The sequence below is a fragment of the Mizugakiibacter sp. genome (assembly GCF_039680435.1).
Lineage (GTDB): Bacteria > Pseudomonadota > Gammaproteobacteria > Xanthomonadales > Rhodanobacteraceae > Mizugakiibacter.
Genome location: NZ_JBDKSX010000094.1, coordinates 12298 through 34095, shown reverse-complemented (window position 1 = coordinate 34095; position 21798 = coordinate 12298). Strand labels below are relative to the sequence as shown.

At 69.4% G+C, this 21798-nt stretch carries 20 protein-coding genes; 15 read left to right on the top strand and 5 right to left on the bottom strand.

The genetic code is table 11. The annotated features are described in order from the left end of the window. Positions 1-187: 187 nt before the first annotated feature. The 9 genes from ABFC67_RS10440 (at position 188) to ABFC67_RS10400 (ending at position 6500) form a co-directional block, all read left to right on the top strand. On the top strand, positions 188-880 hold the full coding sequence (locus ABFC67_RS10440; protein ID WP_346737968.1) for an SDR family oxidoreductase: 693 nt from the start codon (positions 188-190) through the stop codon (positions 878-880). Between the two features lie 179 nt (positions 881-1059). Then, on the top strand, positions 1060-1269 hold the full coding sequence (locus ABFC67_RS10435) for a hypothetical protein (RefSeq protein ID WP_346737967.1): 210 nt from the start codon (positions 1060-1062) through the stop codon (positions 1267-1269). 54 nt (positions 1270-1323) lie between these two features. Further along, entirely contained in the window at positions 1324-1788 is a 465-nt protein-coding gene (locus tag ABFC67_RS10430) for a tRNA (cytidine(34)-2'-O)-methyltransferase (protein ID WP_346737966.1), read from the top strand. 30 nt (positions 1789-1818) lie between these two features. Beyond that, complete coding sequence (locus ABFC67_RS10425) at positions 1819-2463, top strand: SCP2 sterol-binding domain-containing protein (RefSeq protein ID WP_346737965.1); 645 nt, start codon at positions 1819-1821, stop codon at positions 2461-2463. Continuing rightward, positions 2460-4109 (top strand): ubiquinone biosynthesis regulatory protein kinase UbiB, encoded by a 1650-nt coding sequence (gene ubiB / locus ABFC67_RS10420; RefSeq protein WP_346737964.1) that lies wholly within the window; start codon positions 2460-2462, stop codon positions 4107-4109. Before ABFC67_RS10425 ends, ubiB begins: the two co-directional genes overlap by 4 nt. Next, positions 4106-4849, top strand: a complete 744-nt coding sequence (locus ABFC67_RS10415; RefSeq protein WP_346737963.1) for a pseudouridine synthase — start codon at positions 4106-4108, stop codon at positions 4847-4849. The genes ubiB and ABFC67_RS10415 overlap by 4 nt, the downstream gene beginning before the upstream one ends. A gap of 127 nt (positions 4850-4976) precedes the next feature. Beyond that, positions 4977-5420, top strand: coding sequence for a hypothetical protein (locus tag ABFC67_RS10410; RefSeq protein WP_346737962.1), 444 nt, complete (start codon positions 4977-4979; stop codon positions 5418-5420). Between the two features lie 61 nt (positions 5421-5481). Further along, entirely contained in the window at positions 5482-5904 is a 423-nt protein-coding gene (gene arfB / locus ABFC67_RS10405) for an alternative ribosome rescue aminoacyl-tRNA hydrolase ArfB (RefSeq protein ID WP_346737961.1), read from the top strand. Further along, a complete protein-coding gene (locus ABFC67_RS10400) occupies positions 5901-6500 on the top strand; it encodes a 1-acyl-sn-glycerol-3-phosphate acyltransferase (RefSeq protein WP_346737960.1) in 600 nt (199 codons plus the stop codon). The genes arfB and ABFC67_RS10400 overlap by 4 nt, the downstream gene beginning before the upstream one ends. 19 nt (positions 6501-6519) lie before the next feature. Here ABFC67_RS10400 and ABFC67_RS10395 read toward each other — a convergent pair whose 3' ends face one another. Beyond that, positions 6520-7086, bottom strand: coding sequence for a hypothetical protein (locus ABFC67_RS10395; protein WP_346737959.1), 567 nt, complete (start codon positions 7084-7086; stop codon positions 6520-6522). A gap of 77 nt (positions 7087-7163) precedes the next feature. Next, the gene (locus ABFC67_RS10390) at positions 7164-8210 is read right to left on the bottom strand and encodes a LysR family transcriptional regulator (RefSeq protein WP_346737958.1); all 1047 of its coding nucleotides are present in this window, start codon (positions 8208-8210) and stop codon (positions 7164-7166) included. A gap of 132 nt (positions 8211-8342) precedes the next feature. Here ABFC67_RS10390 and aceB point away from each other — a divergent pair, with 132 nt between their 5' ends. The 4 genes from aceB to ABFC67_RS10370 all read left to right on the top strand — a co-directional run bounded on the left by aceB (position 8343) and on the right by ABFC67_RS10370 (position 15597). Beyond that, positions 8343-9956 carry a malate synthase A gene (aceB, locus tag ABFC67_RS10385; RefSeq protein WP_346737969.1) on the top strand — a complete coding sequence of 538 codons (1614 nt, stop codon included), beginning with the start codon at positions 8343-8345 and terminating at the stop codon, positions 9954-9956. A 161-nt stretch (positions 9957-10117) separates the two neighbouring features. Next, complete coding sequence (aceA, locus tag ABFC67_RS10380; protein WP_346737957.1) at positions 10118-11422, top strand: isocitrate lyase; 1305 nt, start codon at positions 10118-10120, stop codon at positions 11420-11422. Between the two features lie 299 nt (positions 11423-11721). After that, positions 11722-12687 (top strand): GGDEF domain-containing protein, encoded by a 966-nt coding sequence (locus ABFC67_RS10375; protein ID WP_346737956.1) that lies wholly within the window; start codon positions 11722-11724, stop codon positions 12685-12687. Between the two features lie 279 nt (positions 12688-12966). Beyond that, a complete protein-coding gene (locus ABFC67_RS10370; protein ID WP_346737955.1) occupies positions 12967-15597 on the top strand; it encodes a putative peptide modification system cyclase in 2631 nt (876 codons plus the stop codon). A 562-nt stretch (positions 15598-16159) separates the two neighbouring features. On the opposite strand, the gene ABFC67_RS10365 is transcribed toward ABFC67_RS10370, so the two are convergent. Next, positions 16160-16480, bottom strand: coding sequence for an NHLP-related RiPP peptide (locus ABFC67_RS10365; protein ID WP_346737954.1), 321 nt, complete (start codon positions 16478-16480; stop codon positions 16160-16162). Between the two features lie 90 nt (positions 16481-16570). On the opposite strand from ABFC67_RS10365, the gene ABFC67_RS10360 reads away from it, so the two are divergent. Next, positions 16571-17761 carry a putative peptide maturation dehydrogenase gene (locus ABFC67_RS10360; protein ID WP_346737953.1) on the top strand — a complete coding sequence of 397 codons (1191 nt, stop codon included), beginning with the start codon at positions 16571-16573 and terminating at the stop codon, positions 17759-17761. A gap of 99 nt (positions 17762-17860) precedes the next feature. Here ABFC67_RS10360 and ABFC67_RS10355 read toward each other — a convergent pair whose 3' ends face one another. Beyond that, on the bottom strand, positions 17861-18157 hold the full coding sequence (locus ABFC67_RS10355) for an NHLP-related RiPP peptide (protein WP_346737952.1): 297 nt from the start codon (positions 18155-18157) through the stop codon (positions 17861-17863). A 93-nt stretch (positions 18158-18250) separates the two neighbouring features. Here ABFC67_RS10355 and ABFC67_RS10350 point away from each other — a divergent pair, with 93 nt between their 5' ends. Then, positions 18251-19426, top strand: coding sequence for a putative peptide maturation dehydrogenase (locus ABFC67_RS10350; protein WP_346737951.1), 1176 nt, complete (start codon positions 18251-18253; stop codon positions 19424-19426). Positions 19427-19558: 132 nt separating this feature from the next. On the opposite strand, the gene ABFC67_RS10345 is transcribed toward ABFC67_RS10350, so the two are convergent. Further along, positions 19559-21796 carry a xanthine dehydrogenase family protein molybdopterin-binding subunit gene (locus ABFC67_RS10345; RefSeq protein WP_346737950.1) on the bottom strand — a complete coding sequence of 746 codons (2238 nt, stop codon included), beginning with the start codon at positions 21794-21796 and terminating at the stop codon, positions 19559-19561. Positions 21797-21798: the final 2 nt, after the last annotated feature.

The window sequence follows — 21798 nt, the reverse complement described above, 5'->3', positions numbered from 1 at the left end:
CGTCGCTTCCGGCGGCGCGCGCGGGCAGGGCGACGACTGCGGCCAGCATCACGCCGGCAAGCAGGCTCAGGCATCGCTTCATGGCTTCCCTCTCCTCCTTGTTGGAGCGCCGAGGCTAGCCAGCGCGATCGGTAGGCGCAACGGCCGAAGTACACTGGAGCGTCGATTTCGATTAGGAATTTTTCGTATGCGGCAATGTCTCGTCACCGGCGCCAACCGCGGCATCGGTCTCGCTTTCACGCGCGCTTTGCTTGCCGACGGTGCCAGCGTGCTGGCCTGCTGCCGCGCGCCCGCGCAGGCGGCCGCGCTGGCGGAACTGCGCGAGGCGCATCCGCAGCGCCTGCGCGTGCTGCCGCTGGCGCTGCCGGGCGAGGCCGCGATCGCCGCGCTGGCGCGCGAAGTCGAGGCGCTGGACGTGCGCCTCGACCTGCTGGTCAACAACGCCGGCATGCTGGTGTCCGGCGAACGCTTCGGCACGGTCACCGCCGACGCGTTGCGCGACAGCTTCGCGATCAACGCGGCGGCGCCGTTCCTGCTGGTGCAGGCGCTGGCGGAACGGCTCGCCGACGGCGCGCGCGTGCTCAACGTGTCGACGCGCCTGGCCTCGATCGCCGGCGTGACCGAGCTGCGCACGCCGAGCTACGCGATGAGCAAGGCCGCGCTGAACATGGCGACGCGCCAGCTCGCCGCGGCGCTGCGCGGGCGCGGCATCCCGGTGGTCGCGGTCAGCCCCGGCTGGGTGCGCACCGACATGGGCGGCAGCGGCGCGACGCTGGATGCCGATGCGTCGGTGCGCGGCATGCTCGCGCTGATCGACCGCGTCACCCTCGACGACAGCGGCCGCTTCTTCGGCCACGACGGCAGTCCGATCGGCTGGTGAGGCGCGCCCGCGCGGACACTGTCCGCTGCGCGGAGCGGCTGTCCGCGGACGCGCGGCGGACGGCGGTGCAAAAACGCAACTCACGGAGCCACAAAAGAAAATTCGCCACGCGAGCGCTGGCACGGCGCTTGCGATAGCCCAGGTGCCGCCCCTGACCCCGCGGCATCGAGAGGCGAACCATGAAAACCGAACTGTTCTTCCTGCGCAGTCTGCTGTTGATGTGTGCGACCGTGGCCGGCCTGGCCCTGAGCGGCATGGTGCGCTCCGGCGAAGCGCATCCGCTGCCCACGCCGCCGCCGCATGCGGCCCACGCCGTGCAGGCGAGCGGCGGCGACGCGGGCGCGGTTGCCTGCCCGGACCGCATCCGCGACTACGTGATCTGCCCGTGACGCGCGGCATGGAGCGGAGCATCCCTGGGGATGCTCGGGCCGCATAATGGCGGGATGCTGCATGTCCTGCTGTGGCGGCCCGAGATCCCGCCCAATACCGGCAACGCCATCCGCCTGTGTGCCAACACCGGCGCCGCGCTGCACCTGATCCGGCCGCTCGGCTTCGAACTCGACGACGCGCGCCTGCGCCGCGCCGGGCTGGACTACCACGAATACGCGCGCGTCGCGGTGCACGACGATCTCGCCGCCTGCCTCGCCGCGCTCGGCCAGCCACGCCTGTTCGCCTTCACCACGCGCGCGACGGTGCGCCACGTCGATGCGCGGTACGCCGACGGCGATGCGCTGCTGTTCGGCCGCGAGACCGCCGGCCTGCCCGACGACGTGCTCGCCGCGGTGCCGCCGGCGCAGCGCCTGCGCCTGCCGATGCGCCCCGAGAGCCGCAGCCTGAACCTGTCGAACGCGGTCGCCGTCGCCGTCTACGAGGCCTGGCGCCAGCTCGGGTTTCCCGGCGCGCGCTGAGCGGGCCGGCGCGCAGGCTACAATCCGCGCATGACCGCACCCGGCCCCAACGCCATGATTCCGCGCCCGCTGCGCGAACGCGCCGGCCGTGCGCTCGAGGCCGCGCTCGGCCGCGCGCTGGCGCTCGATCCCGACAGCCAGGCGCGCCTGCGCGCGCTGGAGGGGCGCAGCGTCGGCGTGCACCTGCGCGGCCCCGAGATCGCCCTGCGCCTGGTCGTGCAGGGCGGCGCGCTGCGCGTCGGCCCGCCCGTCGACGCCGACCTGCGCGTCGCCGCCACGCCCGGCAGCCTGCTGGCGATGGCGCTCAGGCGCGGCGACGACGCGCTGCCGCCGGGCAAGGTCGAGATCGCCGGCGACGCCGAGCTGGCGCGCCGCCTGGAGAAGCTGGCCCGGCAGTTCGCCCCCGATTTCGAGGAAGCGTTCGCGCGCAGCTTCGGCGACGTGCTCGGCGTGCCGATCGCGCGCGCGCTGCGCGGCGCGCTGGCGTGGGGTCGCGAGGGCGCGCGCAACCTCACCGGGGACGCCGCCGACTGGCTGCGCGACGAGGCGCGGCTCGCCGTGCCGCGCGCCGAGATGGACGATTTCCTCGACGGCGTCGACGCCGCGCGCGAGCGCCTCGAGCGCCTGGAGGCGCGCCTGGCGCGCCTGGCCGAGCGCGCGAAGGAGCGTTCGTGACCCCGTTCGTGCTGGTGCCGCGCCTGCTGCGCGTCGCCGTGGTGCTGGTGCGCTATCGCCTCGACGACCTGGTCGATGCCGCGCACCTGTTCCGTCCGCTGAAGCTGGTGCGCCCGCTGCTGCCGCGGCCGCGCGCCGCGGTGCGCGCGCTGTCGCGCGGCGCGCGCCTGCGTCTCGCGCTGACCGAGCTGGGCCCGATCTTCGTCAAGACCGGGCAGATCCTGTCGACGCGCCGCGACCTGCTGCCGGCCGACGTCGCCGAGGAGCTGGCGCAACTGCAGGACCAGGTGCCGCCGTTCCCCGGCGCCGAGGCGCGCGCGATCGTCGAGCGCGCGCTCGGCGCGCCGGTCGCCGAGCTGTACGCCGGCTTCGACGAGCAGCCGCTGGCGTCGGCCTCGATCGCGCAGGTGCACCCGGCCGCGCTCGCCGATGGCCGCCAGGTGGTGGTGAAGGTGCTGCGCCCGGGCATCGCCGCGCGCATCGCCCGCGACGTCGCGCTGCTGCGCGCGCTGGCCGAGCTGGCGCAGCGCTGGCATCCGAACGCCGACAAGATCCGCCCGCACGATGTCGTCGACGAGATCGAGAAGACCCTCGAGCACGAGCTGGACTTCCAGCGCGAGGGCGCCAACGCCAGCCTGCTGCGGCGCAACTTCGCCGGCTCCGACGACCTCTACGTGCCCGAGGTGCACTGGTCGCACACCGGCGAGCAGGTGCTGACCATGGAGCGCGTGCACGGCATCCCGGTCGACGACATCGCCGCGCTCGACCGCGCCGGCATCGACCGCAAGCGCCTCGCCGCCAAGGGCGTGCGCCTGTTCTACGAGCAGGTGTTCCGCGACAACTTCTTCCACGCCGACGCGCACCCCGGCAACATCTGGGTCGATCCCGCGCGCACCGGCGAGCCGCGCTTCATCGCGCTCGATTTCGGCATCATGGGCACCTTGCCCGAGGCCGACCAGTTCTGGCTGGCCGAGAACTTCATGGCGCTGTTCCGCCGCGACTACCGGCGCATCGCGCAACTGCACCTCGACGCCGGCTGGATGCCCAACCACGTGCGCGTCGACGAGCTGGAGGCGGCGGTGCGCACGGTGTGCGAGCCGTACTTCACGCGCCCGCTGTCGGAGATCTCGCTGGCCGAGGTGGTGGTCAAGCTGTTCAACACCGCGCGCCGCTACGAGCTGACCCTGCAGCCGCAACTGATCCTGCTGCAGAAGACCCTGCTCAACATCGAGGGCGTCGGGCGCATGCTCGACCCGAAGATCGACATCTGGGCGGTGGCCGAACCGGTGCTGGCCGACATCCTGCGCAAGCGCTACAGCCCGCGCCGCGCGTTCGCGGAAGTGCGCAAGCGCCTGCCGGAGTGGATCCACGTCGCGCCGCGCATGCCCGAGCTGCTGCGCGAATACATCGAGCAGGCCACCCGCGGCGAGCGCCGCACGCGCCTCGCCGCCGAGGACCTGGCGCGGCTGGAGGCCGACGCGCGCGCCACCCGCGACCTGCTCGGCGGCGCGCTGCTGGGCGGCAGCCTGCTGGTCGCCGCCACCCTGTTGTGGACGCTCGCCCCGGAACGCGGCGCGCTGCTGCCGGCGCTGGTGGCGGTCGCCGGCGCGCTGGCGTTCGCGCTGGCGTGGCCGCGGCGGCGATGACCGACGCGGCCGGCGCGCAGCGCGCGCTGGAGATCCTGTACGCCGACGACGCGCTGCTGGCGGTGAACAAGCCCGCCGGGTTGGCGATGCACCGCTCGCGGCTGGTCGGCGCGGCGGGCGCGTTCCTGATCGATCTCCTGCGCGCGCAGGTCGGCGGCAGCCTGCACCTCGCGCACCGGCTCGACCGCGCCACCAGCGGCGTGGTGCTGGTGGCGCGCAGCGCCGAAGCCGCCGCCGCGCTGGGCCGCCAGTTCATGGGCCGCGACGTGCGCAAGCGCTACCTCGCCGTGGTGCGCGGCTGGCCGGAGCCGGCGGCGGGCACGATCGACTACGCGCTGCCGGATTCGCGCGAACACGGCCCGCGCAAGGAAGCGCGCACGCGCTACGCGCGCCTCGCCACGGTCGAGGTGCCGATCGCGCTCGGCCGCTATCCGCAGCAGCGCTACGCGCTGTTGCGCGCCGAGCCCGAGAGTGGTCGCTTCCGCCAGATCCGCAAGCACTGCACGCACATCCACCATCCGGTGATCGGCGACAGCCAGCACGGCCGCGGCGACCACAATCGCCTGTTCAAGCAGCACTTCGCCTGCTATCGCATGCTGCTGCACGCGTGGACGCTGGCCTTCGCGCATCCGCGGACCGGCGCGGCGATGGAACTCGAGGCGCCGCTCGACGCGGCCTGGCAAGCCCTGCTGCAAAGATTCGGTTGGTCGAGCGCGCCGCGCTTACGCGATGCGGAGTAGCGCATCGCGTGCGGCGTGCGAGGGGGAGGCCGCCAGGCCGACCGGAGTAGCGCGCCGCGCGGCGAAATCTGATCCGCATCAGGGCGGCGCCGCGCCAGCGCGGCATCCTCTGCGCATGGATGCCGCCATGTCCGTTTCGTCGTTCGCCGTGCAGCACCGTCGCCTCGACACGCTGCTGGAGGCGCACCTGCTCGACGTCGTCGGCGCCGATTTCACCCTGGCGCCGGCGCGGCTGCGGCGCTGGCGCCGTGCGCTCGACCGCCATATCGGCATCGAGGAAACGCGGCTGCTGCCGCACGTGCCGGAGCAGGCGCGCTGGGGCGCGCACGTCTACCGCGCGGAGCACGAGCGCATCGGCCTGCTCGCCGACAAGTACGCGTTGCGGCTCGAAGCGGTGGCCGCGCGACCGCCGCGCGGCGCGCGTGCGCGCCGGCAGGCCGTGCTGGCGCTGCTGGACGCCGCGCACGCGCTGCGCCACGTGCTCGAGCACCATCACGAGCGCGAGGAGATGGCGCTGGCGCACGAACTTTCCGCGATGCTGCTGGAGGGGGCCTGGCGCCGGCGGAGTTGAGGCAGGCCGCATGCGCCGGCGCGGCCGCGCGCGCGGACACGGCTGCTAGAATCCGGCGGCCATGCTGGTCGTCAATCGCGCCATCGCCGTTCCCGAATCCGAGCTGGTCGAGCGCTTCCTGCGCGCCGACGGGCCGGGCGGGCAGCACGTCAACCGCACCGAGAGCGCGGTCGAGCTGCGCTTCGACGTCGCGCGCTCGCCGTCGCTGCCGGAGGCGGTGCGCACGCGCGTGCTGGCGCGCCGCGACCGCCGCCTGACCGCCGAGGGCGTGCTGGTGATCCAGGCGCGGCGCTTCCGCGACCAGGCCGCCAACCGCGCCGACGCGCGCGAGCGCCTGGCCGACCTGCTGCGGGGCGCGCTGGTGGCGCCGAAGCCGCGCATCGCGACCAAACCGACGCGCGGCTCCAGGGAGCGCCGCCTCGCCGGCAAGCAGCAGCGCGGCTCGCTCAAGCGCACGCGCTCGCGCGACTGGAGCCGCGAGTGAGCGCGTATCCGCCGCGGCCCTCGCAACTGCCGCCGCAGATGCCCACGCTGCCGGACAACTGGCGCCGCGCGCTGTGCCGCTGGCTGCTGCGTCGCGCCGGCTGGCGGCTGGTCGGCACGTTCCCCGACTGCCCGAAAGTGGTGCTGATCGGCGCGCCGCACACCTCGTGGTGGGACGGCATCTGGGGGCTGCTGCTCAAGGTCGCGATCGGCGCCGACGTGCGCTTCATGGCGAAGAAGGAGCTGTTCCTCGGCCCGCTCGGCTGGCTGCTGGGCGCGCTCGGCGGCATCCCGATCGAGCGCCGCGCGACGCACGGACTGGTCGAGCAGATGGTCGAGCGCTTCCGGCACAGCGACCGGCTCTGGCTCGGCATCACCCCGGAAGGCACGCGCAAGAAGGTGCCGAAGTGGAAGAGCGGCTTCTGGCACATCGCGCGCGGCGCCGGCGTGCCGGTGCTGCCGGTGTATTTCCACTACCCCGACAAGGTGATCGGCATCGGCCCGCCGCTGGCGCTGAGCGGCGACGTGGACGCCGACATCGCCCGCCTGCGCGCCTTCTACGCGCCCTATCGCGGCAAGTACCGCGGCATCGACTGACCTGCAGAATCCCTCGGACTCAGTCCTCGCTGCCGTCCAATCCCGTCGGGCCGCCCACCGCCGCCGCGTAGTTGCGTTTGAGGTACTGCTGGCAGACGGTGGAGATGCGCACCAGCATGCCGTAGTCCGTTCCGCCGACGGCAACGGCGCCGCCCATCGCGGAGGCGCGCTGGAAGAACTCCGGCTCGCCGACTGTCTTGCCGGTTGTCGCATCCACCAGCCGCAGCTTCATGACTACCGCGGAGCTGCCCGCGAGCGGACCGACCCAGAAACGGCCGTTGACGCCGACGAACTTCAATTGGCTTACGTAGGGCTCGATGCGCAACGTGCGGCCGTCGGGATCGCGCGATTCCCACGTCGAGACGAGGGCGATCACTTTCTGGCGGACATTTGCGTCGATCCGCTCCAGCGCCGCCGACTCATGGTGCGCGTCCGCCGATGCTTGTAGCGGGGCCAGTTGGAAGTGCTGGAAGTGGGACAGGGGTTCGGCTGGTGGGGGGTTGAACGTCCGATCGGGACGAATGTGCGTCACGCACGCGCACAGCAGGGCGGTTGCCGCGAGCGGCAAAACATGGCGAAGCGTCATATTTCCCCCTTCCGTAGCGACACTCGCTACGGTGCCGCCGTGCCAGTGTAGTACGGCGGCTGCGGTGACAGGCCCGCTCAGCGCTCGGAGTGCCCCGACTCGTCGTAGCTGCGCCGGGTGAACAGGCCCGGGCGGATCAGGTCGATGAAGGCGCGCGCCTCCGGCGTGAGGTACTTGCCCTTGCGCATCACCACGCCGTAGCTGCGCTGCGGGAAGTACTGGCGCATGTTGCGCACGGCGAGGCGGCTGTGGTCGGCCTCGGTGAGGCAGATGCCGGTGACGATGGAGATGCCGAGGCCCATCGCCACGTACTGCTTGATCACTTCCCAGCCGCCCACTTCGATCGCCACCTGGTACGGCACCTGGCGCTGCTGGAACACCAGGTCGACCAGCCGGTAGGTGGTCAGGCGCTGCGGCGGCAGGATCAGGCCATAGGGCGACAGGTCCTCCAGGCGTACTTCCGCCTTCGCCGCCAGCGGGTGGCCGAGCGGCGTGATCAGCATCGGGTCGAAGTGGTAGACCGGCTCGTAGGCGAGGTCGTGCGGCACGTCCAGCATCGAGCCCACGGCGAAATCGGCCTGGTCCGAGCGCAGCATGGCGAGGCCGTCCTTGCCGGTCACGTTGGCCAGCGCGAGGCGCACGGCCGGATGCGCCGCGCGGAACGCCTGCACCAGCGGCGGCAGCAGGTACTGGATGGTCGAGGTGCCGGCGGCGACGGTCAGCTCGCCGGCCGACATGCCCTGCAGGCGGGTGCGGAACTCGCGCTCCAGCGTCTCCCAGCCTTCCACCAGCGGCCGGGCCAGCTCGTACAGCGCCTCGCCGGCCCGGGTCAGGCCGATGCGCCGGCGGCGGCGTTCGAAAAGCTGCGTGCCCAGTTCCCGCTCCAGCGCCTTGATCTGCAGGCTGACCGAGGGTTGCGACAGGAACAGTGCCTCGGCCGCGCGCGACAGCGTGCCCAGCCGCGCCGTGTAGACGAAGGCGCGCAGCTGCTTGTGGCGATTGCCCTTGTAGTAGAAGCGCGCCGCCGGGGCGTCGCCGTGGTCGGCACCGCGGCGGCGCGCGACGGCTGCGCGGCGGGGGTGCCGCTCGGTCGAACGTACGTTTGATTCGGCCTTGTCGTTCATGGGCTTGGCATCACATTGACACTGTCAATGTTTTCCTTTGAAACATTCATTTTGTCAATCTATATATCACGGGTCTAGGGTGGCGCTCCACGCAATCCGCTGGAGAAACCCGCCATGGCCGCCGTGATGGACATGCCCGCGACCCCGACCGCGCAGGTCGCGGGGCGCATGAAGCCCGCCTACGAAACCGTCCTGACCCCGCCGTCGCTGGCCTTCCTGGCCGACCTGCACCATCGCTTCGACGCCCGTCGCCGTGCCCTGCTGGCCGCGCGCGCCGAGCGCCAGGCGCGCTACGACGCCGGCGCCCTACCCGACTTCCGCGCCGACACCCGCGCGATCCGCGAGGCCGAATGGGCGGTCGCGCCGATCCCCCCCGCGCTGCGCGACCGCCGCGTCGAGATCACCGGCCCGGTCGACCGCAAGATGATCATCAACGCGCTGAACTCCGGCGCGCAGGTGTTCATGGCCGACTTCGAGGACTCCACCGCGCCGGCCTGGGACAACCTCGTCGCCGGCCAGCTCAACCTGCGCGACGCGGTCGCCGGCACCATCGACTACCGCTCGCCGGAGGGCAAGGCGTACCGCCTGAACCCGAGCACCGCCGTGCTGATGGTGCGTCCGCGCGGCTGGCACCTGCCCGAGCGCCACGTCACCGTCGCCGGCGAGGAAGTCGCCGGCGCGCTGTTCGACTTCGCCCTGTTCGCCTTCCACAACGCCCGCGCCCTGCACGCGCGCGACCGCGGCCCGTACTTCTACCTGCCCAAGCTGCAGGCGATGGAGGAAGCGGCGCTGTGGGACGCGGTGATGGAGCACGCCGAGCGCGCGCTGGGCCTGCCGGCCGGCGCGATGAAGGCGACCGTGCTGATCGAGACGCTGCCCGCCGTGTTCGAGATGGACGAGATCCTCTACGCGCTGCGCCGGCGCGCGGTCGGCCTCAACTGCGGGCGCTGGGATTACATCTTCTCCTACATCAAGACGCTGCGCGGCCACCGCGACCGCCTGCTGCCCGAGCGCGGCCAGGTGACGATGACGGTGCCGTTCCTGCGCACCTACTCGGAGTGGCTGATCCGCACCTGCCACCGCCGCGGCGCGTTCGCGATGGGCGGCATGGCGGCGCAGATCCCGATCGGCGGCGACCCTGCGGCCAACGAGGCCGCGCTGGCCAAGGTGCGCGCCGACAAGCTGCGCGAAGTGAGCGCCGGCCACGACGGCACCTGGGTCGCGCATCCCGCGCTGGTGCCGGTGGCGCGCGCGATGTTCGACGCGCACATGCCGACGCCGAACCAGTTGCACGTCGAGCGCGAGGACGTGCACGTCACCCGCGACGCGCTGCTGGCGCCGTGCGGCGGCACGATCACGCGCGAAGGTTTCGAGAACAACGTCGAAGTCGCGCTGCGCTATCTCGCCGCGTGGCTGGACGGCCAGGGCTGCGTGCCGATCCATCACCTGATGGAGGACGCCGCCACCGCCGAGATCGCGCGCGCGCAGTTGTGGCAATGGCTGCACCACGCCGATCGCCGCGGCGACGCAACGCCGGCGGGCGCCGCGCTGGAATTCCCCGACCAGGCGCCGATCGACTTCGCGCTGTTCGACCGCACGCTCGCCGCGCAGGCGCATCGGCTGCGCGAGGCCGGCATCCCCGGCGCCGCGCGCGTCGCCGCCGCCGCCGCGCTGCTGTCCGAGCTGACCCACGCGCCGCAGCTCGCGGACTTCCTCACCCTGCCCGCCTATGCGCAGCTCGAATAAGTGTCGGACCGCCACGCACCGACGCCTTCTCCCTCGGGAGAAGGTGCCCGAAGGACGGATGAGGGTTCGGGCGACGCGAGACGGCGCAGCCTCGCCGGGCCCTCACCCCAAACCCCTCTCCCGGTGGGAGAGGGGCTCAAGCATCGACAGGAGCCAGGACCATGAGCAAGACCGCCACCCTCCCCACCGTCGAGCAGATCAAGCTCGACTGGCAGAACAACCCGCGCTGGAAAGGTACGGCGCGCCCCTACGCCGCCGAGGACGTGGTGCGCCTGCGCGGCACCGTGCACGTCGAGTACTCGCTGGCGCGGCGCGGCGCCGAGCGCCTGTGGCGCTCACTGCACGAATCGGAATTCGTCAACGCGCTGGGCGCGCTGACCGGCAACCAGGCCATGCAGCAGGTCAAGGCCGGGCTGCAGGCGATCTACCTGTCCGGCTGGCAGGTCGCCGCCGACGCCAACAGCGCCGGCACGATGTATCCCGACCAGTCGCTGTATCCGGTCGACTCGGTGCCCGAGGTCGTGCGCCGCATCAACAACACCCTGCTGCGCGCCGACCAGATCCACCACGCCGAGGGCAACGACGCCACCGACTGGCTGGTGCCGATCGTGGCCGACGCCGAGGCCGGCTTCGGCGGCGTGCTGAACGCCTACGAGCTGATGAAGCACATGATCGAAGCGGGCGCCTCCGGCGTGCACTTCGAGGACCAGCTCGCCAGCGCCAAGAAGTGCGGCCACATGGGCGGCAAGGTGCTGGTATCGACGCAGGAAGCCGTGCAGAAGCTGGTCGCCGCGCGCCTCGCCGCCGACGTGCTCGACGTGCCGACGCTGATCGTCGCCCGCACCGACGCCATGGGCGCGGGGCTGCTCACCTCCGACATCGACGCGACCGACCGGCCGTTCTGCACCGGCAAGCGCACCGTGGAGGGTTTCTACGAGACGAAGCAGGGCATCGAGCAGGCGATCAGCCGCGGCCTCGCCTACGCGCCCTACGCTGACCTCGTCTGGTGCGAAACCTCCACGCCCGACCTCGCCCAGGCGCGCCGCTTCGCCGAGGCGGTCAAGGCGAAGTACCCGGACAAGCTGCTCGCCTACAACTGCTCGCCCAGCTTCAACTGGAAGAAGAACCTCGACGCGGCCACCATCGCGAAGTTCCAGCGCGAGATCGCCGCCTACGGCTACAAGTTCCAGTTCATCACCCTGGCCGGTTTCCACGCGCTCAACTATTCGATGTTCCAGCTCGCGCGCGGCTACAAGGAGCGGCAGATGGCGGCCTACGTCGAGCTGCAGGAGGCGGAATTCGCCGCCGAGCAGGACGGCTACACCGCCGCCAAGCACCAGCGCGAGGTCGGCACCGGCTACTTCGACCAGGTCAACCAGGCGATCGCCGGCGGCCTGAGCTCGCTGTCCGCCCTGTCCGGATCGACCGAGGAAGCGCAGTTCCACCGGCCGGCCCACGCGGCCTGAGCGGGACCGCGGCGTCGCCCCGACAAACCGCCGGGCGTTTCGCCCCTCCCGGCGTGCCGGGGGCGGCGAGGGGTCGGCTTCCTCGCCCGCAAGCGACCCCGCTCCAGCCCGCCCCGCGCCGCAGGGGCGGGCATCGGCCGCGGCATGCCCCGATCCCCCGCCATGGCAGCCCGTGATTTGGACTGTTAGACTGCCAACCCGGTCTGGACGCCGCATGGGGGCGGTGGAACGTGACCAAGGCGGAGTTCGACACGGCTGTTGAAACTCCGGCTGCGCCAGCGCAGCCGGCCGGCGCGCCCGTGCCCAATCTGCCGCGCCAGTTGTCCGACGCCGAGTTCGCCCTGCTGGCGTCCACCGGCACGCGCCGCGAAGTGGCGCCGCCCGAGACCCTCATCCGCAAGGGCGAGTACGGGCGCACCATGTTCGTCATCGAGTCCGGCCGCATCCTGCTCGAATTCGGCGGCGAGCTGCCCGACAAGCTGATCGGCCCGCGCGAGTTCTTCGGCGAGCTGGCGCTGTTCGTCGGCAACCACGCGCGCGTCGCCAGCGCCAGCGCCACCGAGCCGTGCGTGCTGCACGTGCTCGACCAGGACGCCTTCGAGCGCGCGCTGAAGCAGGCGCCCGCGCTGATCGCGCAGTTCATGCGCCGCTCGTTCGCCTACCTGGTCGCCAGCGAGCAGCAGTTGATCGCCAACCTGCGCCGCCGCAACGAGGACCTGATGCTGACGCTGGACTCGCTGCGCCAGACGCAGGACCAGCTCAGCCTCGCCCAGCGCCAGATCCGTACCGACGACCTCACCGGTCTGTGCAACCGGCGCGGCCTGTATCGCCATCTCGAACGCCTCGGCGAGCTGCGCGACCCCGAGCGCCAGTTCGGCCTGCTGCTGGTCGACCTCGACGACTTCAAGCAGATCAACGACCACTACGGCCACCTCACCGGCGACGGCGTGCTGCGCGCGGTCGCGCAGGAGCTGCAGGCCGCCTCGGCCGCGGCCGACCTGCCGTGCCGGCTCGGCGGCGACGAGTTCGCCCTGCTGGTGCAGGTGCGCGACCGCCGCGAGCTGGCCGAGCGCGCCGCGCTGATCAGCGAGGCCGCGCGGCAGTTGCGCTTCCCGCACGCGCCGCGCAGCCTCAAGGTCACGGTCAGCGTCGGCGGCAGCCTGTGCCGCGACGAGAGCGCCTGGTCGGTGTGGTACAGCGACGCCGACTGCGCGCTCTATCACGTGAAAGGTTCGGGCGGCGACGGCTGGCACGTGCTGCCGTAGCGGCCATATTCGGCGACCTCCGCGCTTCGCCGGGATGGATGAAAGCGTGTCGCGCCGGACGTAACGACTTGCCCCTCTCCCCAGCGGGGAGAGGGAAGGGTGAGGGGGGGCGCGCGAAGCGCGCGCTCCGTCCTCGGGCACTGGCCGTCCTGCGGACGGCACCCCCTCACCCCAACCCTCTCCCCGCTGGGGAGAGGGGGGCAAGAAAGGACGCGCTGATGCGCGAGATGGCGCGCCTTCGTACCACGTCGCGCCGAGCATGCAGGAGGACACCGCGAGATGGACGTTCCCGCCGCCCCCGGCATCCTCAACCCGCCGCTGCTGCGCACCCTCGTGGTGTGCGACATCGCCGACTCCACCGCGCTGGTGGAACGCCTCGGCGACCAGCCGGCCGCACAACTGGTGCGCAAGCACGACCGCCTCGCGCGCGCGCTGCTGGAACAGCACCACGGTCGCGAGATCGACAAGACCGACGGCTTCCTGCTGCTGTTCGAGCGTCCGGTCCACGCCGTCGCCTTCGCGCTCGACTACCAGCGCGGCCTGAAGCATCTCAGCGCCGCCGAAGGCGTGGTGGTGCGCGCGCGCGTCGGCATCCACATGGGCGACGTGGTGGTGTGGGAGAACTCGCCGGACGACGTCTCCCGCGGCGCCAAGCCGATCGAGATCGAAGGCCTCGCCAAGCCGATGGCCGCGCGTCTTGCGCAACTGGCGCAGCCGCGGCAGATCCTGCTGACCGGCGCCGCCGCCTCCATCGCCCATCGCGCCCACGGCGAGCTCGGCGACTGCGCCGCGCACGTGCGCTGGCGCGCGCTCGGCCGCTACCTGTTCAAGGGCCTGCCCGAAGCCGTCGAGGTGCACGAGGTCGGCGAAGAGAGCGTCTCCACCTTCCGCGCCCCACGCGGCAGCCGCACCGCCAAGCGCATCCTGCCGTGGTGGCGCCGCCCCGCCGTGCTCGCCGCCGAAGCGGCGATGCTCGCCGTCGCCATCGCCATCCCGGCCTGGCTGTCCACGCGCAGCGAACCCGCGCTCGCCTTCGCCGCGCGCGACTGGGTGGTGGTGGGCGACCTGCAGAACCTCACCGGCAACAGCACCTTCGACCAGTCGGTCGAAACCGCGCTGCGCATCAGCCTGGAACAATCACGCTACGTCAACGTCCTGCCCGAGCTGAAGGTGCAGGAAACCCTGCAGCGCATGGAGCGCGATCCCGCGAAGACGATGGTCGACCGCGGCGTCGGCTCGGAGATCGCGATGCGTGACGGCGCGCGCGCCCTGGTGCTGCCGACGCTGGCGGAGATCAACGGCAAGCTGCGGGTGACGGCGGAGGTCATTGATCCCAAATCGCAGGCGACGGTGTACTCGCTAAATGCCGAAGGGAGTGGTGCGTCGTCGCTGCTCGCTTCCCTCGACGAGGTCGGCAAGGAGTTGCGTGGCCGCCTCGGCGAAACACTCGCGTCGATTTCCAAGAATTCCTATCCGTTGGATCGCGTCGCCACGAGCAATCTCGATGCGTTGCGTGCCTACTCGCTGGCGGTGCGAGCAAAGATGGTGGGTGATACGCAGGACGCCATTGCCTTTTACCAGCAAGCCCTCAAGCTAGATCCGCAGTTTGCGCGAGTGCGTCTCGACCTTGCGGGGACGTATCTTGACATCAATCAGCGCCATGCTGCGATCGAGCAACTCGTGACCGCTGAGTCCAATCGAGATCGGCTAGCCTCGCGTGATCGCATGCTGCTCGATGCCTGGAAGGCGACAGCGATAGCGCCGATCAGTTCAATCCCGCAATGGAAGACAGTCGCGGAACTGTACCCAGATCTGTTCGTGGCTAGCGGTTGCTACGGCTATTTCAGCTGGATGTATGGGAATCGTTTCGACACCGCCGAGACGGCGCTGAGCCGATCGGCGTCGCCCATGAACCCCGGCCGGGTGACCAGCGACTTCATGCTCGGGGTAGTCTCCTTGGGTCAAGAGCATTACACCGAGGCCGAGAAACATTTCGCTCAGGCAGTGGCAGAAGGCTGGACGCGCGGAGAGTATGTCGCAATGTTGTACGCGGCCCAGCGCCAGTACAGCAAGGTCACCGAGGCTGTCGCTAATGGAACCACGTCGGGCATCCCCGGCGGCGACATGGATGCGACGGTCGTTCGCATCGCCATGGCGATTGATCAAGGTAAGTTCGATTCTGCACGGTCCCAGCTGGAAGATGCGGAGCACAGGGTTCAATCTCTTGGCGAGTTCCAAACCACGCGCATGGCGAGCGTGCGGATGGTTATGGAAACTCTGAAAGGATTGAGCGCGACTGAGGTTGACCACCTTGTGAAGGTGGTGGAGCGCGCGACTCCCAAGAATGACGATGAAGGTGCGGTGCTCGGCATACGCTCTCAGGATGCCCTACGCGCGTACCTGCTTGCGCACTATGGAAGCGTCGCCGAAGCGAAGGATGCGATTACCCGGATAGGCACTTGGGAGGGTGACGGCAAGTATCCGCTTCTCACCAACTTGCTGACGATCAGCAGGGCAGAGATCGCGCGTCGCGAAGGTCGGGCAGGCGAAGCTATCAGGCTACTCTCGCCTCTTATCGATGGCACCGAACTGTATCTGACACATGTCGCGTTGATGCACGCATACGGGGCGGCCAACATGAATGCGCAGGCGCTCGCGGAATCGCAGTGGCTAGCGAGCCATCGTGGGCGGGCGTATACCGAATACAACGCCACCTGGACGCTGACCCCGCTGAACATGGCGCAGTCCAATCTCGCCTTGCTCAGCCAAGCTGAATATGCGGCGTTGCTTGGACAGAAGGATATGGCTCGCTCGGCCCTGGACTCGTTCAAGCATGAGTGGAAGGCCGCAATGAACGTAGGCGAGGTCGCGAAGCGCGTCCATGCGCTCGAGAGAACGCTGAATGGCTAGCTGCTATTTCTGCGCCTGATTTTCAGGGCCAAACCACACAGTCGGGAATACCATGCAAGAGTGCTCTGAGGCTGTGCTGAGAGACACCTCCTCATGGCGGCGCCGGAAGCTCTCTTTGTCGGGCAGTTGGTCCACCGTAATGCTCTCTGGCGGAAGGGCCGCGACCGTGTGCTTCGGGACTCCGACCTCGTGCAACCCCGCGACAGGGTTCTTCTGGAACCGAGCACGGAACTCGTCGTCATGCCCTAGCTTGTGAAGAAGCGCGAGCGCGTGTTCGCGCGACAGCTTTGCGTCTGCCATGGTGATCTTCCCCCTGTGAACGCATCGGCGAGTTTAGCGAGCACGTGCAGGATGCGCCAGAAGCACCAAGCGCCGACCACCAGTTGGTCGAGATGGCTTCCTGTCCTTCGAACCCAAGATCGCAAAATTCCCAAGAGTGGTATGGCCCTGCGCCAGCAGCGACTGACACCGGCGTAGGGCCACTCTAAGGAGCTGACTCAAGCAAATCCGGCTCCCGCAGATCTTGCCGCGCTTCAGGTGGCCGGGTGCGAATCGCCACGTGTCAGCGATCGGCCCGGCTGCTGGAAAGCGGGGTTCTTGCAACCGAAGCGTCTGATAGACCCACCGACAGTTGCGGAATTATCATGCAACGCAATTCGCCGGCAGCCTCGCTCTTGAGCAGTTGTTGATGCGCAGCCTCAAACTTGGATTTGTCCGCTAGCACGAAGGTGGCCTCCCGGTCATCGAATGCGGGCTGCACTACTCCCAGTTCCACAAGCACATCCGCCGGCGTGCATTCGAAACGCTCCCGGAAGGCATCGTCTCGCGCGAGCTTGTGCAGCAACGTTAGTGCTTGGCTCTTCGACAAGGTGACATTGAGCATGGCGTTCTCCATGATGGGTTGGGATGAAACCTGTCTTGCGCTGGCGTAAAGCCGCCGCCTGCGCTAGCACATGTCCACAAGGGGAATGTCATGCGTATTCGCCGTTGCGCCACGCTGGTGATCGAGCCGCGTGAGCGGATCGAATTCGACCTGGGCGCGCTGCTGGCCGGCGAGACCGGCGTGGTGTCGCGGCTGGAATGGGTGGCGCTGGCGCCGCATCTGGACGACGAGCAGGTGCTCGCCGATGCGGAGGTGGCCGCGCTCGGCGCGATTTCGCCGACGCAGTGGGCGGATCGCGAGGCGCTGGCGCAGCATCATTCGGACGCAGTGCTGGACGGTCTGCTGGCGAAGGGCCTGCTGGTCGGCGAAGAGGCGACCGCGTCGGACGATGCGGTGGCGCGCGATGCGGCGCTGCGCGGCGCGCATTGGCGCGGGCTGTCGGCGGTGGCGCACCGCTTCGGCCGCTGGCGTGGCATCGACAGCAACGAGGTCGAGCGCCGTTTCGCCGAGGAAAGCGACCAGAGCTTCGTCGAACGCCTGGGCCCACCGCCGCCGCACGTGCTCGAACGCGCGCCGGCCGAGCAACGCCTGGGGTTGCCCGCGGCAGCAGACTCGCCGCTGGACGCGCTGCTCGCCTCGCGCGTCACCTGCCGCAATTTCGACCGCTCGCGCGCGGTGACGTTGGCCGAGTTCGGCACGTGCCTGTATCGCGCCTTCGGTGCGCGCGCGGTCAGCGAGATCGCGCCGGGCATCCGCATCCTCAAGAAGGGCAGCCCGTCCGCCGGCGGCCTGCACGTCACCGAGGCCTACGTGCTGGTGCAGCAGGTCGAAGGCCTCGCGCCCGGCCTGTATCACTACCATCCGGTCGACCACGCGCTGGAACCGATCGAGACGCTGGCGCCGGACGCCGCCGCCGACTGCGCGCGCCGCTTCGTCGCCGCGCAGGCGTACTACGCCGAGGCGCACGTGCAGGTGATCCTCGCCAGCCGCTTCCGCCGCAACTTCTGGAAGTACCGCAACCACGCCAAGGCCTACCGCGCGGTGATCCTCGACGCCGGCCACCTCTCGCAGACGCTCTACCTCGCCGCCACCGAACTGCGCCTGGGCGCCTTCATCACCGCGGCGATCAACGAGGTGGACATCGAGCAGGCGTTCGGCCTGGAGCCGATGGAAGAAGGCCCGCTCGCCGTGTGCGGCTTCGGCCCGCGCGCCGCGCAGCGCACCACCATCGAACTCGATCCACTCGGCGCGGTGTGGCCAATTCTTCCTAGCAGGAACTAATGCGCAAGGTATTGCGAGCGCACGCTTCTGAGAAGGATGCCGCAGCCGAACATTCGAAGCATGTCGGCTGCGGGGCTCTGGTCTCACGAGCAGTGATGCTTACGCCGCCTGCCTCTCGTGATAATTCAATCGCAGACTAGGGACAATCATGCTCAACCGAGCCGTGGCTGCTTGTTTCGACAGTTCAAGCCACGCCTGGTGGAATTCCGACTTTGAAGCAAGATCGCCGCAGACGAGGCTACGCTTGCGTGCTTCAGATACGACACAGGCCGGCAACCCAAGACTGGCCAAAGCGGCAGGCATATCGGAAGAAAACAAATCTCGAAAGCTGTCGTCGATGGCGAGGCATCTTAACAACGTTAGTGTTTGTTCACCCGTCATGCTGGTGTGATTCATGAGCATCACCTCCGTTTGCGCACGGGCTGCCGCCTACCGACAGCCGCATATGACATTAGCGCTTATCGGCGCCAGCCACAACAGGATCTAAAGATGCGAATTCGTCGATGCGCATTTCTATTCGTCGAGCTTCGTGAGCGAAAGGTGTTCGACCTCGAACGCCTCTTGAAAGGCGAGACTGGACTGGCGAACATCCGTGAGTGGTTTGCGTTGGCGCCTCATCTCGAAAATGAAGTACGGCTTTCGATCGAGGAACTCAAAATCCTTGAGGGGTTCTCTCCGACAGACTGGACTTCCCATCTGGGCAGCATGCCCGCTGACGAGCTGAATACTGTCAACCAACTGATCGAGAAGGGCATCCTCATAATGGAAGGTTCCGGTGAAGCCTCCAGGATGGATGCTGTTGTGCGTGATACGCATTGGTGCGGTTTGCCGGCGGTAATGCATCGATTCACGCGGTGGCATGGAGTGAATACGAACGAAGAAGAGCGCCGCTTCGATGAGGAGACAGATCAAAGATTCCTGGAGCGTCTGGGCTCAGCGCCGTCGGTGGTTCAGGAACGAACGTCCACGGACAGCAGGCAAAAGCTTCCGCGCCCCGCGCCAACGTCTCTCGATCGCCTGCTTTCCTCTCGCGCAACCTGTAGAAACTTCGACAACCTGCATGCGCTCTCTTATGAGGATTTCGCGTCCACGCTGTATCGGGTGTTCGGGGCACGTGCCGCAGCAGAAATCGCGCCAGGAATGCCCATACTCAAACGCAGTTGCCCGTCTGCCGGTGGCCTGCATCCAACGGAGGCGTATCTTCTTGTTCAGAACGTAAACGGCGTCGGGCCCGGTCTTTATCACTATCACCCGATTGACCATGCGCTCGAGCCGTTACGGGCACTGGATAGGCAGGTCGCCCGCGAACATGTGGAGCGGCTCATCGCAGGACAGCAGCATTTCTTCGATGTCCACGTACTGGTAGTGCTCGCCAGTCGTTTCCATCGGACCTTCTGGAAGTATCGGAACCACGCCAAGGCCTATCGCGCAGTCATCCTCGACGCCGGCCATCTGTCACAGACGCTTTACCTGACTGCTACGGAGCTTGGCTTGGGGGTGTTCGTGACGGCTGCGGTCAACGAGGTAGATATCGAGCACGCTTTTGGATTGGACCCCCTTCAAGAAGGGCCTTTAGCGGTATGCGGGTTCGGCGTGCGAGCGGAAGCGCGGCAAGAACTGGAGTTCGGTCCTCTAGGCGCTTTGTGGCCGGACGCGAAGCGTTGATCTAGCGCGGCCTCTCATTCACATGGAAGGTGCTTCCCAGTACCGGCTGGAAAGTGAGCCACCCCTCGCTTAGAAGAAGCGAGAGGGTGGCGTGGGCGCCGCAGCAGCGCGTGATGACGTTGGATCGCGTTGCTACGCCGCACCCGCGCTGGCCGCCGGCGCCGGCGGCGTCAGCGGTGCCGGGGCTTCGGCCTTGGCGAGGTCGATCGGCAGGGCGCGCACGCGCTTGCCGGTCGCGGCGAACAGCGCGTTGCACAGTGCGGGCGCGATCGGCGGGGTGCCGGGTTCGCCGATGCCGCCCAGCTTCTCGCCGCTGTCGACGATGTGCACTTCGATCTTCGGCATCGCGTCGATGCGCAGCACCGGGTAGGTGTCGAAGTTGCCCTGCTGCACCTTGCCGTCCTTCAGCGCGATCGCGCCGTACAGCGCGGCGGACAGGCCGAAGACGATGCCGCCTTCCATCTGCGCGCGCACCGTCTCCGGATTGAGCGCCGTGCCGCAGTCGACCGCGCACACCACGCGATGCACGCGCGGCTTGCCGTCGACCACCGACGCCTCGACCGCCTGCGCGACGAAGCTGCCGAAGGATTCGTGCACGGCGATGCCCTTGCCGCGACCTTCCGGCAGCGGACGGTCCCAGCCGAACGCGGCGGCGGCCTTGTTCAGCACGCCGAGGCGGCGCGTCGCGCCGGCGTCGGCCAGCAGCTTGCGGCGATAGGCCAGCGGATCCCAGCCCGCGGCGTGCGCGAGTTCGTCGACGAAGCTCTCCACCGCGAACGCGGTGTGCGTGTGGCCGACCGAGCGCCACCACTGCACCGGCACGCCGACTTCCGGCGAGTGCAGCTCGACGGCGTGGCTGGCGATCGCCTTGAGATACGGCGAGTCGCCGGCGCCCTCGACCGAGGCGTTGTCGACGCCGTTCTTCACCGAGGCCGCGAACGGCGTGCCGGCGAGGATGCTCTGGCCGACGATCACGTTGCGCCATGCGGTCGGCGTGCCTTCCGCATCCAGCGCCGCCTCGAAGCGGTGCAGGAACATCGGCCGGTACCAGCCGCCGCGCATGTCGTCCTCGCGCGTCCAGACCACTTTCACCGGCTGCTTCGCCGCCTTGGCGACATGCACCGCCTCGACCACGAAGTCCGAGTGCGGATTGGCGCGCCGGCCGAAGCCGCCGCCGAGGAACAGCGTGTGGATGAACACCTGTTCCGGTGCGAGGCCCGCCGCCCTGGCCGCGTTCGGCTGGTCGAGGCCCTGGGCCTGCGTGCCGACCCAGATGTCGCAGCGGTCGTCGGCCAGCCGCACCGTGCAGTTCATCGGCTCCATCGTCGCGTGCGCGAGATAGGGCAGCTCGTATTGCGCGACGACGCGCTGCGTTGCGGTTGCCAGCGCGCCGGCAGCGTCGCCGGCGGCAGTCACCGGCGTGCCCGGCTGCTGCGCCAGCTCGCGGTAGTGCGCCATCAGCGCGTCGCTGTCGATGTCGCCATTCTTGCCGGCGTCCCACTCGATCTTCAGCGCATCGCGGCCCTGCTTGGCCGCCCAGAAATGATCGCCCAGCACGGCGATGCCGCTCGGCACCTGCACCACGTCGCGCACGCCGGGCACGGCGCGCGCGGCCTTGTCGTCGTACGACTTGACCGTGCCGCCGAAGGTCGGCGAACGCGCGACCAGCGCGACCAGCACGCCTTCCGGCAGCGCATCGATGCCGAAGCGCGCGCGGCCGGTGATCTTCTCCGGCGTGTCGATGCGCCGCGTCGCCTTGCCGAGCAGCTTCCAGTCCTTGCGCGGCTTGAGCGCGACGGTCGACGGCGTCGGCAGCTTGGCCGCGGCCTCGGCCAGCTCGCCGAAGCGCGCGCTGCGCGTGCCGGCGCGCACCACGCCGTTCTCGACCGTGCACGCGGACAGCTTGACGCCCCAGCGCTGCGCCGCCGCCTGCACCAGCAGCGTGCGCGCCAGCGCGCCGACCTGGCGGTAGCGGTCGAATTCGGACCATGTGGTCGTCGAGCCGCCGGTCATCTGCAGGCCGAAGACGGTGTGCGCGTAGACCGGCGCGGCCGGCGCGTGCTGGGCGCGGATCCTGGTCCAGTCGCAGCCGAGTTCCTCGGCGACCAGCATCGGCAGCACGGTCCAGATGCCCTGGCCCATCTCCGAGTGCGCGAGCTGCACGGTCACCGCGTCGTCGGTGCCGACGTGCAGGAACGCATTGGGCGCGGGCAGCGGCTTGGCGGCGCCGGCGCCTTGCTGCGCCCATGCGCGGCGCATCGCGCCGGGCACGACGAAGGCGATCACCAGGCCGGCGCCGAGCGTGGCGGAGGCGCGCAGGAAGTCGCGGCGCGAAGCATCGAAGCGTGTGGGATCGGAGCGGGCGTTCATGG